This is a genomic window from Pseudomonas salomonii, assembly GCF_900107155.1.
GTDB lineage: Bacteria > Pseudomonadota > Gammaproteobacteria > Pseudomonadales > Pseudomonadaceae > Aquipseudomonas > Aquipseudomonas salomonii.
Genome location: NZ_FNOX01000001.1, coordinates 479,845 through 494,265 on the forward strand (window position 1 = coordinate 479,845; position 14,421 = coordinate 494,265).

Annotated in this window: 13 protein-coding genes; 11 read left to right on the top strand and 2 right to left on the bottom strand. The window is 62.2% G+C overall.

Going from position 1 to position 14,421, the window contains the following annotated elements; all coding sequences use genetic code 11:
* Positions 1–125 precede the first annotated feature (125 nt).
* The 6 genes from BLV67_RS02365 to dacB all read left to right on the top strand — a co-directional run bounded on the left by BLV67_RS02365 (position 126) and on the right by dacB (position 6,703).
* Complete coding sequence (locus tag BLV67_RS02365) at positions 126–761, top strand: response regulator (protein WP_056858923.1); 636 nt, start codon at positions 126–128, stop codon at positions 759–761.
* Positions 762–851: 90 nt separating this feature from the next.
* Positions 852–1,322 carry a nuclear transport factor 2 family protein gene (locus tag BLV67_RS02370; protein WP_069786131.1) on the top strand — a complete coding sequence of 157 codons (471 nt, stop codon included), beginning with the start codon at positions 852–854 and terminating at the stop codon, positions 1,320–1,322.
* A gap of 36 nt (positions 1,323–1,358) precedes the next feature.
* Positions 1,359–1,634 (top strand): GIY-YIG nuclease family protein, encoded by a 276-nt coding sequence (locus tag BLV67_RS02375; protein WP_025855645.1) that lies wholly within the window; start codon positions 1,359–1,361, stop codon positions 1,632–1,634.
* A 75-nt stretch (positions 1,635–1,709) separates the two neighbouring features.
* Positions 1,710–2,645 carry a glutathione S-transferase family protein gene (locus BLV67_RS02380; RefSeq protein ID WP_065912612.1) on the top strand — a complete coding sequence of 312 codons (936 nt, stop codon included), beginning with the start codon at positions 1,710–1,712 and terminating at the stop codon, positions 2,643–2,645.
* A 109-nt stretch (positions 2,646–2,754) separates the two neighbouring features.
* On the top strand, positions 2,755–5,169 hold the full coding sequence (locus BLV67_RS02385) for a TonB-dependent siderophore receptor (protein WP_069786132.1): 2,415 nt from the start codon (positions 2,755–2,757) through the stop codon (positions 5,167–5,169).
* A 76-nt stretch (positions 5,170–5,245) separates the two neighbouring features.
* Positions 5,246–6,703: a D-alanyl-D-alanine carboxypeptidase/D-alanyl-D-alanine endopeptidase gene (dacB, locus tag BLV67_RS02390; protein ID WP_069786133.1), complete on the top strand. Its 1,458-nt coding sequence runs from the start codon at positions 5,246–5,248 to the stop codon at positions 6,701–6,703.
* Between the two features lies 1 nt (position 6,704).
* Here dacB and BLV67_RS02395 read toward each other — a convergent pair whose 3' ends face one another.
* Positions 6,705–7,484, bottom strand: a complete 780-nt coding sequence (locus tag BLV67_RS02395; RefSeq protein WP_065912620.1) for an IclR family transcriptional regulator — start codon at positions 7,482–7,484, stop codon at positions 6,705–6,707.
* Positions 7,485–7,604: 120 nt separating this feature from the next.
* On the opposite strand from BLV67_RS02395, the gene hmgA reads away from it, so the two are divergent.
* From hmgA to BLV67_RS02415, 4 genes are all read left to right on the top strand, one after another.
* Complete coding sequence (gene hmgA, locus BLV67_RS02400) at positions 7,605–8,888, top strand: homogentisate 1,2-dioxygenase (RefSeq protein WP_065912625.1); 1,284 nt, start codon at positions 7,605–7,607, stop codon at positions 8,886–8,888.
* A gap of 3 nt (positions 8,889–8,891) precedes the next feature.
* Complete coding sequence (gene fahA / locus BLV67_RS02405; protein WP_065912627.1) at positions 8,892–10,178, top strand: fumarylacetoacetase; 1,287 nt, start codon at positions 8,892–8,894, stop codon at positions 10,176–10,178.
* A 12-nt stretch (positions 10,179–10,190) separates the two neighbouring features.
* Entirely contained in the window at positions 10,191–10,835 is a 645-nt protein-coding gene (gene maiA / locus BLV67_RS02410; protein WP_069786134.1) for a maleylacetoacetate isomerase, read from the top strand.
* Between the two features lie 137 nt (positions 10,836–10,972).
* Positions 10,973–12,343, top strand: a complete 1,371-nt coding sequence (locus tag BLV67_RS02415; protein WP_069786135.1) for an MFS transporter — start codon at positions 10,973–10,975, stop codon at positions 12,341–12,343.
* Between the two features lie 20 nt (positions 12,344–12,363).
* Here BLV67_RS02415 and BLV67_RS02420 read toward each other — a convergent pair whose 3' ends face one another.
* Positions 12,364–13,167: a SirB1 family protein gene (locus tag BLV67_RS02420; protein ID WP_069786136.1), complete on the bottom strand. Its 804-nt coding sequence runs from the start codon at positions 13,165–13,167 to the stop codon at positions 12,364–12,366.
* Positions 13,168–13,354: 187 nt separating this feature from the next.
* Here BLV67_RS02420 and BLV67_RS02425 point away from each other — a divergent pair, with 187 nt between their 5' ends.
* Positions 13,355–14,374 (top strand): Glu/Leu/Phe/Val dehydrogenase family protein, encoded by a 1,020-nt coding sequence (locus BLV67_RS02425; protein WP_069786137.1) that lies wholly within the window; start codon positions 13,355–13,357, stop codon positions 14,372–14,374.
* The last annotated feature ends 47 nt before the right edge of the window (positions 14,375–14,421 follow it).

Consider the following 14,421-nt stretch of genomic DNA (forward strand, 5'->3'; position numbering starts at 1 on the left):
AGGCAAAAAAATGTGAACTAGTGAACATTGGGGGCGGCTGCAAACGGCTGTTTGTTAGCGGTTGTTGATGAGCGCCTGCGGGGGTATTTTGCGCGGATTCAAGCTGCCATCATTCGTGGGAATTTATGCTTCGAGTAATTATTGCTGACGATCACCCCATTGTTCGTATCGGGCAGAAAGTCGTGATTGAGGCGCACGGCCGATGCAAAGTGGTCGCTGAGGCCGATGGCCCCGATCAACTGCTCTGCCTGTTAAGTACCACGCCGTGCGATGTGATCGTCACGGACTTTGCCATGCCGGGCGGCCAACAGGCCGATGGCTACGGCCTGTTGAGCCTGTTGCACCGCCAGTATCCGCAGTTGCCGGTGATTTTGGTGACCATGTTCGCCAGCGTCGCCACCTTGCGTGCTTCCTTCGCCCATGGGGCCAAGGCGGTGGTGGCCAAAAGTGCTTCCGCCAAGGAACTGCCCCTGGCGATCAAGGCCGTGTGTGCCGGCCAGACCTTCGCCAGTGAATCGCTGCGGGTGCAAATGGTCGAGGCGGGCACGGGCGATCAGTCCCAGGAGCCGCAATTATCCGGCAAGGAGCGCGAGGTGGTGCGCATGCTGGCCAGCGGCATGACCGTCAGCGAGATCGCGGCACAGGTCAATCGCAGTATTTCCACGATCAGCAAGCAGAAAAGCACGGCCATGCAGCGGCTGAGTATTTCCACCGATGTTGACCTGTTCGCCTATGCCCGCAGTGTTGGAATGGTGCCTTAGGCTTATCATTTGCGTGGCGAATGTCAGTAGCCAGGGCCGCGTGGGCAGCTTATCGTGCGCCTATTCTTTCGATGCCTGCGGAGCCTGCCCATGAGTGATGCCCATAACGCCCTGATCACCGAGTTCTACAGTGCCTTCCAGCGCCTGGACGCCGAAGCCATGGCCGCCTGCTACACCGCTGACGTGGTGTTCAGCGACCCGGCCTTTGGCGAGTTGCGCGGGCGCGACGCCGGGGACATGTGGCGCATGCTCACCACGCGGGCCAAGGACTTTTCCCTGACCTTCGACCATGTGCGCAGCGATGACAGCACCGGCAGTGCGCGCTGGGTGGCGACCTACCTGTTCAGCGCCACGGGCAATACGGTGGTCAACGACATTGGTGCACGCTTTGTGTTTCGTGATGGCAAGATCTCTGAGCATCACGACCACTTCGACCTGTGGCGCTGGTCGCGCCAGGCCCTGGGCTTGAAGGGCTTGCTGCTGGGCTGGTCGCCTGCGCTGAAAAACGCCGTGCGCGCCCAGGCGCTTAAAGGCTTGAAGGCATTTCAGGCCGGTCGTTGATAAGCTGGATGCTCCTCTGGTTGGCCGAAATGAACTGTGACTGATCTTCCTGAACCCAAACCCTGGTTCGTCTACCTGGTACGTGCCGCCAATGGCTCGCTGTATTGCGGCATCAGCAATGACCCGGTGCGCCGCTTTGCCTCCCACCAGAGCGGCAAGGGCGCGCGGTTCTTTCTGTCCAGCCCGGCCGTGGCGCTGGTGTACACCGAACAATGCGCTTCCAAGGGCGAGGCGCTGCGCCAGGAGCGCTTGATCAAGAAACTCAAGAAAAGCGCCAAGGAATGCCTGGCGGCGAGTGGCTCATTGATTTGATTGATGAGTTCCCATCGTCCCCACGCAAGGTTTTGCAGGCTAAGCTAGCCGTTCATCTATCGAGCGGAGACCTGCATGTCTGAGTTGATCCTGCACCATTACCCGACCTCACCCTTTGCAGAAAAAGCCAGGCTGCTGCTGGGTTTCAAGGGGTTGTCCTGGCACTCCGTACACATATCACCGGTCATGCCCAAACCCGACTTGACAGCCTTGACCGGCGGCTACCGGAAAACCCCGGTACTGCAAGTCGGCGCCGATATCTATTGCGACACGGCCCTGATCGCCCGTCGCCTTGAGCAGGAAACGTCCTCGCCGGCGCTGTTCCCGCTGGGCCAGGAAATGATCACGCAGACGTTCGCCACCTGGGCCGACAGCGTTGTGTTCGCCCATGCCGTCAGCCTGGTATTCCAGCCGGAGTCAGTGGCGGTGCGCTTTGGCAAATTGCCGCCGGACGCGATCAAGGCGTTTATGGCTGACCGTGCCGCGTTGTTCAGTGGCGGCACGGCCAGCAAGCTCCCGGCCGAGCTGGCCAAGCACCAATGGCCGGCGATCATGGCGCGTCTGGAGTTCCAGTTGCAGCACGCGCCGGGAGACTTTCTGTTCGGTGAACCGTCGATTGCCGACTTTGCCTTGGCCCACCCGATGTGGTTCCTCAAAGCCACTCCCGTGACGGCTCCATTGGTGGATGCTTATCCGGCCGTCCTGGCTTGGCTGGCGCGCGTGCTGGGTTTTGGTCACGGCAGTGCGAGTCAAATGACGGCGGAGCAGGCATTGGCGATCGCCCGTGATGCCACGCCTGCGGCATTACCGGATGACGAGTTCGAGGACTTGAATGGTTTCAAGGCGGGTCAGTCGGTAACGATTGCGGCCATTGATTACGGGGTTGATCCCGTTGCCGGTGAACTGCTGTTCGCTGGCCGTGAAGAGCTGATCCTGCGCCGTACCGACGAACGTGCCGGCACCGTGCACGTGCACTTCCCGCGCATGGGTTTTCGCATTCAGGCGCAATAAATAAAAATATTTGCAAACAAAGGTGAGGTAAATCGCCCGCCCATCCGTGTAGTGTTTGAAACTGCGAGCTATTCGCATTAACAGCGTTTTCTACACGGGTTCTCACAGCATGAAGTCGACGGCGGGCGGTTGGGTAAAACAGTGGCTGGGAGCCTCGGTATTGGCAGTATCTGGGCTGGCGTTGTTGCCCCTGGCGATTGCGCAGGCGCAGGAGCAACAAAGTGCCCAGTTCAACTTTGCCCTGGCAGCCAAACCGCTGCCCCAGGCGCTGAGTGATTTCAGCCGGGTGACCGGCATCAGCGTGATCTACACCGACGAAGCGCCCTATGGTCTCAATGCCCCGGCGGTCAGCGGGCAGATGAGTGCCGCCCAGGCCCTGCAACGGCTGCTCGGCAACTCAGGCTTTACCTTTCGCCAGATCGACGCCCGTACTCTGGCGCTTGAGCCTGTGCCCACCGATGGCGCAGTCAACCTGGGCGCCACCACCATCAGCGGCGCGAGCCAAGCCCAGGACACCACCAGCTATCAGCCGCCGCCCACCAGCTCGGTGATGCGCTCCCACGGCCTGCTGCTGGAAACCCCGCAAACCGTCAACGTCGTGCCGGCCCAGGTGCTGCGTGACCAACAGCCGCGCAACCTGGATGACGCCCTGGGCAATATCAGTGGCATCACCCAGGCCAACACCCTCGGCAGCACCCAGGACGCGGTGATGCTGCGCGGTTTTGGTGACAACCGTAACGGCTCGATCATGAAGGACGGTATGCCCGTGGTGCAGGGCCGGGCGCTGAACGCCACCGCCGAGCGCGTCGAAGTGCTCAAAGGCCCGTCGTCTTTGCTGTATGGCATTCAGGACCCGGGCGGCGTGGTCAATATCGTCAGCAAAAAGCCCGAGCTGGTGCAGTCCACCTCGTTGACCGCGCGCGGCTCGACCTTCGGTGACGGCAAGAACGGCAGCGGCGGCAACCTCGACACCACCGGCCCCATTGGTGACAGCGGCCTGGCCTATCGACTGATAGTGGACCATGAAGACGAAGATTACTGGCGCAATTACGGCACCCACCGCGAAACGCTGGTGGCGCCGTCCCTGGCCTGGTACGGCGACACCACGAAAGTAGTGTTCGCCTATGAACACCGCGAATTTCTCTCGCCGTTCGACCGTGGCACCGCCATCGACCCCAAGACCAACCACCCGTTGAACATCCCCGCGACCCGTCGGCTGGATGAGCCGTTCAACAATATGCAAGGCCGCTCCGACCTGTACCGCCTGGAAGTCGACCACGACTTGAACGACGACTGGAAGGCGCACTTCGGCTACAGCTGGAACCGCGAGACCTACGACGCCAGCCAGGTGCGCGTGGTCAAGGTCAACACCAACGGCACCCTCACCCGCAGCATGGACGGCACCCAGGGCGCGCTGACCACCGACCGCTTCGCCACCACCAGCCTGGAAGGCAAGGTCAATGTCGGCGGCATGCAGCACGACCTGGTGTTCGGGCTCGACGACGAGTACCGCAAGATCTACCGTGCCGACCTGATTCGCCAGGCGCCGCGTGGCGTCTTCAACTATAACGATCCGGTGTACGGCAACGAAGTCGCGGGCACCAAAGTCAGCGCGCCGGACAGTAACCAGACCGACTTGCTGCGCAGCGATTCGCTGTTCTTCCAGGACGCCATCCACCTCAATGACCAGTGGATTCTGGTCGGCGGTGCGCGCTATCAGATGTACGACCAATACGCCGGAAAAGGCGTGCCGTTCACCGCCAACACCGATGGCAACGGCCAGAAGTGGGTGCCGCGTGCCGGTCTGGTGTATCGCTACACCGATCAATTGTCGTTCTATGGCAGTTACACCGAGTCGTTCAAACCCAACTCCACCATCGCGCCGTTGGCGAACAAAAGCGTGCTGGACGGCAGCCTGGAACCGGAACAGTCCAAGGCCTGGGAACTGGGCACCAAGCTCGACATACCGGGGCGCATCACCGCCAGTGCGGCGCTGTTCAATATCGAAAAACGCAACGTGCTGGTGCAGGTCGGCGACGGTTTGGCCGCCGTCTACAGCGTGGCGGGCAAGGTACGTTCCCGTGGCCTTGAGCTGGACGCCAGCGGCCAGTTGACCGACAACTGGAGCCTGATCGGCAGCTACGCCTACACCGATGCCGAGGTGACCGAAGACCCGACGCTCAAAGGCAATCGTCTGCAAAACGTGGCGAAAAACACCGCGTCGTTGTCGGCCGTGTATGACTTCGGCAGCCTCTTGGGGGGTGACCAGCTGCGTGTGGGCGCCGGCGCACGTTACGTGGGCGAGCGGGCCGGGGACGCGGCCAACAGCTTCGAACTGCCGAGCTACACCGTGGCCGATGCATTTGCCAGCTACGACACCAAAATCGACGGGCAGAAGGTCAAGTTCCAGCTCAATGTGAAGAACCTGTTTGATCGCACCTACTACACCTCGTCGGTGAACACCCAGTTTGTGTCCATCGGCGATGCGCGGCAGGTGTCGGTTTCCAGCACCCTGCAGTTTTAAGGCACGCTCCCTCGCCACAACGGCAATGAGCTGGTAGCGTTGCCGCCACTGAATATTTTGCGGGAAAACGGTACTGATGCAGTTGGGTCGATGGATACACACCAGCGCGATGCTGGTGGGCTTGAGTTTGTTACTGGGTGGTTGCGCCACGCCTTCGAAGACGGCTACCGGCCAGAGCCTCGACCAATTGCTGGCCGACCCGGCGCTGCATGGCGCTTCGGTCTCGCTGATGGTGCGGGACGCCAACAGTGGCGCCACGCTGTATCAGCACAACCCGCGCACGCGGCTGGTGCCGGCTTCCAACCTCAAACTGCTGACCACGGCTGCGGCCATGGATGTGCTCGGGCCGCAGTACCGTTTCGCCACGCAACTGTTGAGCAACGGCATTCGCCAGGGCGACCGTCTGACCGGCAACCTGTACCTGCGCGGCCTGGGTGACCCGACCATTCAGTTCGCCGATTACCAGGCGTTGGCGGCGCAGTTGGCCAGCCAGGGCGTGCGTCAGGTGCAGGGCGACCTGGTGTTTGATGACACCTGGTTTGACGCCGAGCGGCTGGGTGTCGACTGGTCCCACGATGATGAAACCACCTACTACGGCGCACAGATTTCGGCATTGACCGTGTCGCCCAATACCGATTTTGATGCCGGCAGCGTGCTGGTCACCGCCAAGGCGCCAGCACGGGCCGGGCAGCCTGTGAGCGTCGACATCTTTCCGCCGACCAACTACCTGCAACTGAGCAACCGCGCGGTCAGCGGGCCGGGCAACACCTACGGGATCAACCGTCGCCATGGCACCAACCTGCTGCAGCTCAGTGGCGCCGTGGCGCCGGGGCGACAGAGCGAGCAGCTGGTGAGTGTGTGGGAGCCAACGCAGCTGGTGGCCAACCTGTTCGAGCAAGCGCTGGCGCAGCAAGGCATTTCGGTGCTTGGCCATCGAGTGATGGGCGGCGCAAGCCCGGCGGCGGTGACGGTACTGGCCGAGCATAAATCGGCGCCTTTGCAGGCGTTGATTACGCCGCTGCTCAAACTCTCGAACAACAACATGTCCGAAGCCTTGCTCAAGGCCATGGGCCGCCAGACGGCCAACAGCGGCACGGCGGCGGCGGGCGCGGTGGCGGTGGCCGGGTTTCTCAAGCGCCAGGGGCTGGACACGGCGACGCTGAGCCAGGTCGACGGCTCGGGCCTGTCGCGGCGTAACCTGGTGTCGTCACAAAACCTCACCGACCTGCTGCTGGCCGCGAGCAAGCAGCCGTGGTTCAACGCCTGGTACAACGCGCTGCCGATTGCCGGCAATACCGACCGCATGACCGGCGGCAGCCTGCGTTATCGCCTGCGCGGCACCCCGGCCGAGAACAACCTGCATGCCAAAACCGGCTCCATGGGCGGCGTGTCGTCCTTGAGCGGTTACATCACCGATACCAAAGGGCGCAAGCTGGTGTTCTCGATGCTGAGCAACAACTACGTGGTGGGCGGCGCACAGGTCAAAGCCGTGGAAAACCGCGTGGCGCTGGCCCTGTCACGCTGGGACGAGTGATTCAGGGCTGATAGCCCATGCGCCAACTCACGGCCCGGGTCGCCGCCAGCAAGCGCTGCGCCGCCGGGCCATCTTCATCGGCATGGAACAGTGAGGTGGGGCCGACCACGGTCATCACCGCCGCGACTTGCCCGACCGCATTGAACACCGGCGCCGACAACGCATCGACGCCGGGCATCAGTAAACCATGCACAAAGTGCAGGCCCCGGTTGCGGATCTGTTCGCAGGCGCCGGCGTAGGCCGCGTCGTCCGCCAGGGCATGGGCAGTCCCGGCCTGAATCTCGCGTGCGCGCAATTCCACGGTTTCCCGCGATGGCAGGTAAGCGCTGAATACCAGCCCGGTGGACGAGCTGAGCAGCGGCAACACTGAACCCAACTGCGTCACCACAGTGACGGCACGCACCGCCGGTTCTATCTGCACCACGGTCGCGCCCTGGTTGCCCCACACCGCCAAAAAGCAGGTTTCATTCAATTCATCGCGCAGTTCTGCCAGGGGCATCGCGCCGACTTTCAACACGTCCATGCTGCCCAGCGCCGCCAAGCCCACGCGCAACGCCTCGCGGCCCAGGCCGTAATGGTTGGTAGCGGTGTTCTGCTCGGCAAACCCCGAAGCGATCAGCGCCTGCAAGTAGCGGTGGACCTTGCTCGCTGGCATCTGCACATGTTCGGCCAGGCGCGACAGCGAGGTGGCGGGGGACAGTTCGGCCAGCGCCTTGAGGATATCGGTGCCCACTTCGGCCGAGCGGACTTTCTGTTTACCGGTGTCGCGGGGCTTTTCCATGGAGGGGCGATAATCCGAGAGATGAATGGGCGTCTTTATAGCTTGACGGTCGATAGTGATCAAATTACGTTATGCGTAACTGGATTACGATAAAAACAACTTCCGCACAGAGGATGGTCCATGAACCTCGAATACCAATCGGGTTTCGGCAATGAGTTCGCCAGCGAAGCGTTGCCTGGCGCATTGCCGGTCGGCCAGAATTCCCCGCAAAAAGCTCCCTACGGTCTGTACACCGAGCTGTTCTCCGGCACCGCCTTTACCATGGTGCGCAGCGAAGCCCGCCGCACCTGGCTGTACCGCATTCAGCCGTCGGCCAACCACCCGGCGTTTATCAAGCTGGAACGGCAATTGGCCGGTGGGCCTTTGGGTGCGGTGACGCCGAACCGCTTGCGCTGGAACCCGCTGGATATTCCCGGCGAACCGACTGACTTTATCGACGGCCTGGTCGGCATGGTCGCCAACTCCGGGTCGGCAAAACCCTCAGGCATCAGCATTTACAATTACTGCGCCAACCGTTCGATGGAACGGGTGTTCTTTAACGCCGATGGCGAACTGTTGATCGTCCCCGAGCAGGGCCGTCTGCGTATCGCCACCGAGTTGGGTGTGCTGGACGTCGAGCCGCTGGAAATCGTGGTGCTGCCCCGCGGCCTGAAATTTCGCATCGAACTGCTGGATGCCCAGGCACGCGGCTACGTTGCGGAAAACCACGGCGCGCCATTGCGCCTGCCGGATCTGGGGCCAATCGGCAGCAACGGCCTGGCTAACCCGCGTGATTTCCTCACACCGGTCGCTCACTATGAAGACAGCAAAAAGCCGACCACGCTGGTGCAGAAATTCCTCGGCGAACTGTGGGCCTGTGAGCTGGACCATTCGCCGCTGAACGTGGTCGCCTGGCACGGCAATAACGTGCCGTACAAATATGACCTGCGCCGTTTCAACACCCTTGGCACGGTGAGTTTCGATCACCCGGACCCGTCGATTTTCACCGTACTGACCTCGCCCACCAGCGTGCATGGGCTGGCCAACCTCGACTTCGTGATCTTCCCGCCGCGCTGGATGGTGGCCGAAAATACCTTCCGCCCGCCGTGGTTCCACCGCAACCTGATGAACGAATACATGGGCCTGATCCAGGGCGCCTACGACGCCAAGGCCGAAGGTTTCCTGCCGGGCGGCGCGTCACTGCACAGCTGCATGAGCGCCCACGGCCCGGACGGCGAGACCTGCATCAAAGCCATCAACGTGGCGCTGGCGCCGCACAAGATCGATAACACCATGGCCTTCATGTTCGAGACCAGCCAAGTGCTGCGCCCCACACAGTTCGCCCTTGAGTGCCCACAACTGCAACCTTCCTACGACGCGTGCTGGGCCTCGCTGCCCGCCACCTTCAACCCGAACCGGAGATAACCCATGACTCAGCCAACACTTGCCCGCAGCTGGGTAGCCTCCGCCAACGGCCACCGCGATTTCCCCTTGCAGAACCTGCCGCTGGGCGTGTTCAGCATCAATGGCTCGGCCCCGCGCAGTGGCGTGGCGATTGGCGATTCGATTCTCGACCTGCACGCTGCGCTGGACGAGTTTGAAGGTGAAGCGCGCCGTGCGGTCGAAGCCACTGCCGGTGGCCAACTGAACGGCTTTTTCGAACTCGGCCGTGGCCCACGCGTAGCCTTGCGCGAGCGCCTGCTGGAACTGCTCGCCGAAGGCAGCAAGCTGCACACCCGTGAGGCGCAGGTACTGCACCGCGCGGCGGATTGCCACATGCATGTGCCGGCGAAGATCAACGATTACACCGACTTCTACGTCGGCATCGAACACGCGCAAAACATCGGCAAACTGTTCCGTCCCGACAACCCGTTGCTGCCCAACTACAAGTACGTGCCGATTGGCTATCACGGTCGCGCCTCGACCATTCGCCCCTCGGGCACGGACGTACGCCGGCCTAAAGGCCAGACGCTGCCAGCCGGCCAGGCCGAGCCAACCTTCGGCCCGTGCGCGCGCCTGGATTATGAGTTGGAACTGGGCATCTGGATCGGCCAGGGCAATGCCATGGGCGACTCGATTGCCATTGGCGACGCCGCTGAACATATTGCCGGGTTCTGCCTGCTCAACGACTGGTCGGCACGGGATATCCAGGCCTGGGAATACCAGCCGCTCGGCCCGTTTCTGTCAAAAAGCTTCATCACCAGCATCTCGCCGTGGGTGGTCACCGCCGAAGCGCTGGAGCCGTTCCGCAAGGCCCAACCGGCCCGTCCCGCAGGTGACCCGCAGCCGCTGCCGTACCTGCTGGATACGCGTGACCAGGCCACGGGAGGCCTGGACATCGAGCTGGAAGTGCTGCTGACCACCGCTGCGATGCGCGAGCAAAACCTGCCGGAACACCGCCTGGCCCTGAGCAACACCCAGCACATGTACTGGACCGTAGCGCAGTTGGTTGCACACCACAGCGTCAACGGCTGCCAGTTGCAGGCCGGTGATTTGTTTGGTTCGGGCACCTTGTCCGGGCCGCAACCGGGGCAGTACGGCAGCCTGTTGGAAATCACCGAAGGCGGTAAAAAGCCGATTGAACTGGCCTCCGGCGAAGTGCGTAAGTTCCTTGAAGATGGTGACGAAATCATCCTGCGTGCCCGTTGCAACCGTGAAGGTTTTGCCTCCATCGGTTTCGGCGAATGCCGTGGCACCGTGACCGCAGCACGCTAAGAGGGCAGGGCGATGCAACTCTATACCTACTACCGTTCTACGGCGTCGTATCGGGTGCGTATCGCCCTGGCGCTCAAGGGCCTGGACTTTACTGCCGTGCCGGTTAATTTGCTGGTGCCGCCGGGCGGCGCGAATCGCCAGCCCGATTACCTGGCGATCAACCCGCAGGGCCGTGTACCGGCGCTGCGTACCGATGAGGGAGGGCTGTTGATCCAATCACTGGCAATCATCGAGTACCTGGAAGAGCGTTATCCACAGGCGCCGTTGCTCTCCAAGGACTTGGCAGCCCGTGCCCATGAGCGGGCGGTGGCGTCGATCATTGGCTGCGATATCCATCCGCTGCACAACTCCAGCACGCAAAACCTGCTGCGCAAATGGGGGCATGACGAGGCGCAAGTGCTCGAGTGGATCGGGCATTGGATAAGCCAGGGCCTGGGCGCGGTGGAGCAGTTGATTGGCGATGAAGGTTTTTGCTTTGGGCCGCAACCGGGGATGGCGGATGCGTTTCTGATCCCGCAGCTGTACGCGGCTGAGCGCTTCAAGGTGCCGTTGGGCGCGTACCCACGCATCGGGCGAGTGGCCGCGCTGGCGGCGCAGCATCCGGCGTTTGTGCAGGCGCATCCGGCCAACCAACCCGACACCCCTGACACACCCTAAATCAATGTGGGAGCTGGCTTGCCTGCGATAGCGGTCTATCAGTTGATAATGCACTGGCTGACACACCGTCATCGCAGGCAAGCCAGCTCCCACCGTTTGATCCGCGTCATCCTTATAAAAATAACAGGTACCTTGCGATGCACAATCAGATTGCCAGCTTTCGCGCGGCACTCGACGCCCGTGCGGTGTCGCGCTACCAGTGGTTGATTCTCCTGTTGCTGGCGTTGCTGCTGGTAACCGACGGCTATGACGCCCAGGTGCTGGGCTACGTGGTGCCGGCATTGGCCAAGGATTGGGGTCTGGAAAAAGCCGCGTTCGGCCCGGTGTTCAGCGCCAACCTGTTGGGCCTGACCCTGGGCTCGTTATTGGTGACGCCGCTGGCCGACCGCTTCGGCGTGCGCCGCATCCTGCTCGCCTGCGTGCTGATCTACGCGAGCCTCACCGTGCTGATGGTGTTCGCCAATTCCCTGACCACCCTGATGGCTGCGCGGTTTATCTGCGGCATCGGCATGGGCGGCGCGATGCCCAGCGCCATGGCGTTGATGTCGGAATATTCCCCACCGCGCATGCGCACCTTGATGGTGACACTGGCCGCCTGCGGCTTCTCGTTTGGTGGCGCTGCGGGTGGGTTTGTCGCTGCGGGGTTTATCGAAGGCTACGGCTGGCAGGCGGTCTTTCTGGCAGGCGGGGTGACGCCCTTGCTGTTGTTCCCCTTCCTTGCATGGCTGTTACCGGAATCCCTGCCACGTCTATTGCGTGATGCGCCACCGTATAGGCGGTTGCAAAAGGTCACGGCGCGCATGCTGCCCGACTGGCAGCCGCCGCTGGCGAGCGAGGCAGAGAACCTTCAGGAGCAGAGCAGCAAACTTACGGTGGTGGAGCTGTTTCGCAACGGCTATGCGCGTCCGACCTTGCTGATTTGGGCGACCTTTTTTGTCAGCCTGATCCTGCTGTATTTCATGATCAGCTGGCTGCCGACGCTGCTGCTGGAAAGCGGCCTGGCGTTGAAGGAAGCCAATTTGGTGACCTCAATGTTCCTGTTTGCCGGCACCTTGGGCGCCATCGGTATGGCGTGGTTTGCCGACCGCCTGAAAAGCAAGGTGCGGTTGCTCTCCGGCGTGCTGGCGGCGGCTGCGGTGTGCACGATCTTGCTGGGGCTGAATCACGACAACCCGCGTTATCTGGTGGCCTGCGTGTTCGCGGCCGGCTTCTGCATTATTGGCGGGCAACTGACCCTCAACGCCTTCGCGAGTAATTTCTACCCGGCACACGTGCGCGCTACCGGCACAGGCTGGGCCTTGGGTGTGGGGCGCTTCGGTTCAATCCTGGGGCCGCTGTTCGGCAGCCTGTTGCTGGCGATGCATATTCCGGTGGAGCAGATTTTCTTCTTCTGCGCGATTCCGGCGGTAATTGCGGCGCTGTTGATCATTCAGGTGCGCTCGCCTGGCTCCAACGCCCTGCCGGGCCCATTACACAACGATATTCTCAAGACGCCGGCCAATCATTGATTCAACGCAGCTCCCACCCTTCAGTGCACCACGGTGTTGGGCGGCAAATGCCCCAGCCGCTCGGTCAGGCGCAGGCGCTGGATCGGGTCTTCGCTGAGCAACAGGGCATGTTCCAGGTCAAAGCGCTCGGCACTCGGGCAGTCCAGGCGCTGGTAAAGGCTGGCCCGCGCCAGATAATCCGCAGCGCTGGCATTGCCCAACTCCAGCACGCGCTCGGCGTCGATCAGGGCCGACAGCGGGTGGTCATTGGCCAGGTGCAGTTGGCGCAGGTTACGTGACAGCCGTTGCAGGATCGAACGCGGTTCGGCGGTGAGCAGGTGCTCGGCCTGCAACTTGAGGTTTGGCCCGTACTGGCGGTGCAGCAACTCGCGACAGTCGTTGGGGTACAGGCGTCGGCCGCCGCAAGGGTCCAACAGGTGGTCGGCACCGGGCACCCGCAGCAGGAAGTGGCCGGGGAAATTAACCCCCGCCATGGGGATATCCAGGCGCCGCGCCATCTCCAGCGCGATCAAGCCCATGGCCAAGGGTTGGCCGCGTTTGCGCAGCAGTACCTTGTCGAGCAGCGCGGCGGCGGGGCGTAGCGGTGTGGAATCATCCTGGGCAAACCCCAGGTCATTCATGCGCCGCAGCAACGGCTGGCCGAGTTCATCCGCCGGCAGCATGGGCATGCCTACGCTGATCTGTTGTTGCAGCAAAGTCAGGTCTTGCAGGATCAGCAGGGGTTGCACGCTCGGATCGTGTTCAGCCGCCATCCACAACGCGGCTTCAAACAGCGCAGGCGGTGAGCGGTCCAGGCAGGCGAAAAAGGCTGTGCGGGGATTCATTGCATTCTCCGGCGGATGCCCACGTTTTAGCCTTGCTGTGAATTTTCGTCCAGTAACTTAGGAAATGTCCTGCGGGCTTATGTCCTGATGCCTATTAAACCTGGCGGCTTATTCCAGCGTGATTCAGCAGTTTTCTACCGCAAGCCTATACTGGGGCCTCTACCAGAAGTGATTCGGGAGCCCATTGATGTTTGCGCTCATGCACAGCACCCGCCTTGAATCGCTGCACCTGAGCGTCGACCCGGTGACCGGGTTGAAGGCCGTCATCGCCATCCACAACAGCCGCCTCGGCCCTGCCTTGGGCGGTTGCCGTTATCTTGCTTATTCCGACGATGAAAGTGCCGTGGCCGATGCCGCACGCCTGGCCCAAGGCATGAGCTACAAAGCCGCCCTGGCCGGCTTGCCGGTGGGCGGCGGCACGGCGGTGATCATCCGACCCGTGCACGTGGAAAGCCGCGCGGCGCTGTTTGAAGCCTTCGGCCGTTGTATCGAAAAACTCGACGGCCGTTTTGTCACCTCGATCGACAGCGGTACATCTGTCGCCGACATGGACTGCATCGCCCAACACACCCGTTTCGTCACCAGCACCACGGCCGCAGGCGACCCGGCGCCCCATGCCGCCATGGGCGTGTTCACCGGTATCCGCACCACCGCTATGGCACGCCTGGGCAGTGACAACCTCGAAGGCCTGCGCATCGCGATCCAGGGCCTGGGCAATGTCGGTTTTGCTTTGGCCGAACAACTGCACGCGGCGGGTGCCGAACTGCTGGTCAGCGACATCGACCACGGCAAGGTGCAACTGGCCATGGAGCAGCTGGGTGCACACCCCATCGCCAATGATGCGTTGCTCAGCACGCCGTGTGACATTCTGGCGCCGTGCGGTGTCGGCGCGGTGTTCAACCGTCATACGGTCGGCCAACTGCGTTGCGCCGCCGTGGCCGGTTCCGCCAGCGCGCAATTGACCACTCTGGACATTGCCGACCAACTGGAAGGGCGCGGTATCCTCTACGCCCCGGACTACGTGATCAACTCCGGCGGCCTGATCTACGTCGCCCTCAAACACGCCGGCACCGAGTTGCCCGCCATCACCGCACACCTGTCGAACATCGGCACGCGCCTCACCGAAATCTTCGCCCACGCCCAAGCCGAAAAACGCTCCCCCGCGCGGGTGGCGGACGAGTTGGCCGAACGCCTGCTCTACAAATAGCCCAGGCATTAAAAAGGCCCTGAATCAATGATTCAGGGCCTGTTCAA

Bases quoted from the DNA above. Each gene is read 5' to 3' on its own strand.
- BLV67_RS02380 (WP_065912612.1), top strand. From the start codon at position 1,710: ATGTCTGAGTTGATCCTGCACCATTACCCGACCTCACCCTTTGCAGAA.
- BLV67_RS02385 (WP_069786132.1), top strand. From the start codon at position 2,755: ATGAAGTCGACGGCGGGCGGTTGGGTAAAACAGTGGCTGGGAGCCTCG.
- BLV67_RS02365 (WP_056858923.1), top strand. From the start codon at position 126: ATGCTTCGAGTAATTATTGCTGACGATCACCCCATTGTTCGTATCGGG.
- dacB (WP_069786133.1), top strand. From the start codon at position 5,246: ATGCAGTTGGGTCGATGGATACACACCAGCGCGATGCTGGTGGGCTTG.
- maiA (WP_069786134.1), top strand. From the start codon at position 10,191: ATGCAACTCTATACCTACTACCGTTCTACGGCGTCGTATCGGGTGCGT.
- BLV67_RS02415 (WP_069786135.1), top strand. From the start codon at position 10,973: ATGCACAATCAGATTGCCAGCTTTCGCGCGGCACTCGACGCCCGTGCG.
- BLV67_RS02420 (WP_069786136.1), bottom strand. From the start codon at position 13,167: ATGAATCCCCGCACAGCCTTTTTCGCCTGCCTGGACCGCTCACCGCCT.
- hmgA (WP_065912625.1), top strand. From the start codon at position 7,605: ATGAACCTCGAATACCAATCGGGTTTCGGCAATGAGTTCGCCAGCGAA.
- BLV67_RS02425 (WP_069786137.1), top strand. From the start codon at position 13,355: ATGTTTGCGCTCATGCACAGCACCCGCCTTGAATCGCTGCACCTGAGC.
- BLV67_RS02370 (WP_069786131.1), top strand. From the start codon at position 852: ATGAGTGATGCCCATAACGCCCTGATCACCGAGTTCTACAGTGCCTTC.
- fahA (WP_065912627.1), top strand. From the start codon at position 8,892: ATGACTCAGCCAACACTTGCCCGCAGCTGGGTAGCCTCCGCCAACGGC.
- BLV67_RS02395 (WP_065912620.1), bottom strand. From the start codon at position 7,484: ATGGAAAAGCCCCGCGACACCGGTAAACAGAAAGTCCGCTCGGCCGAA.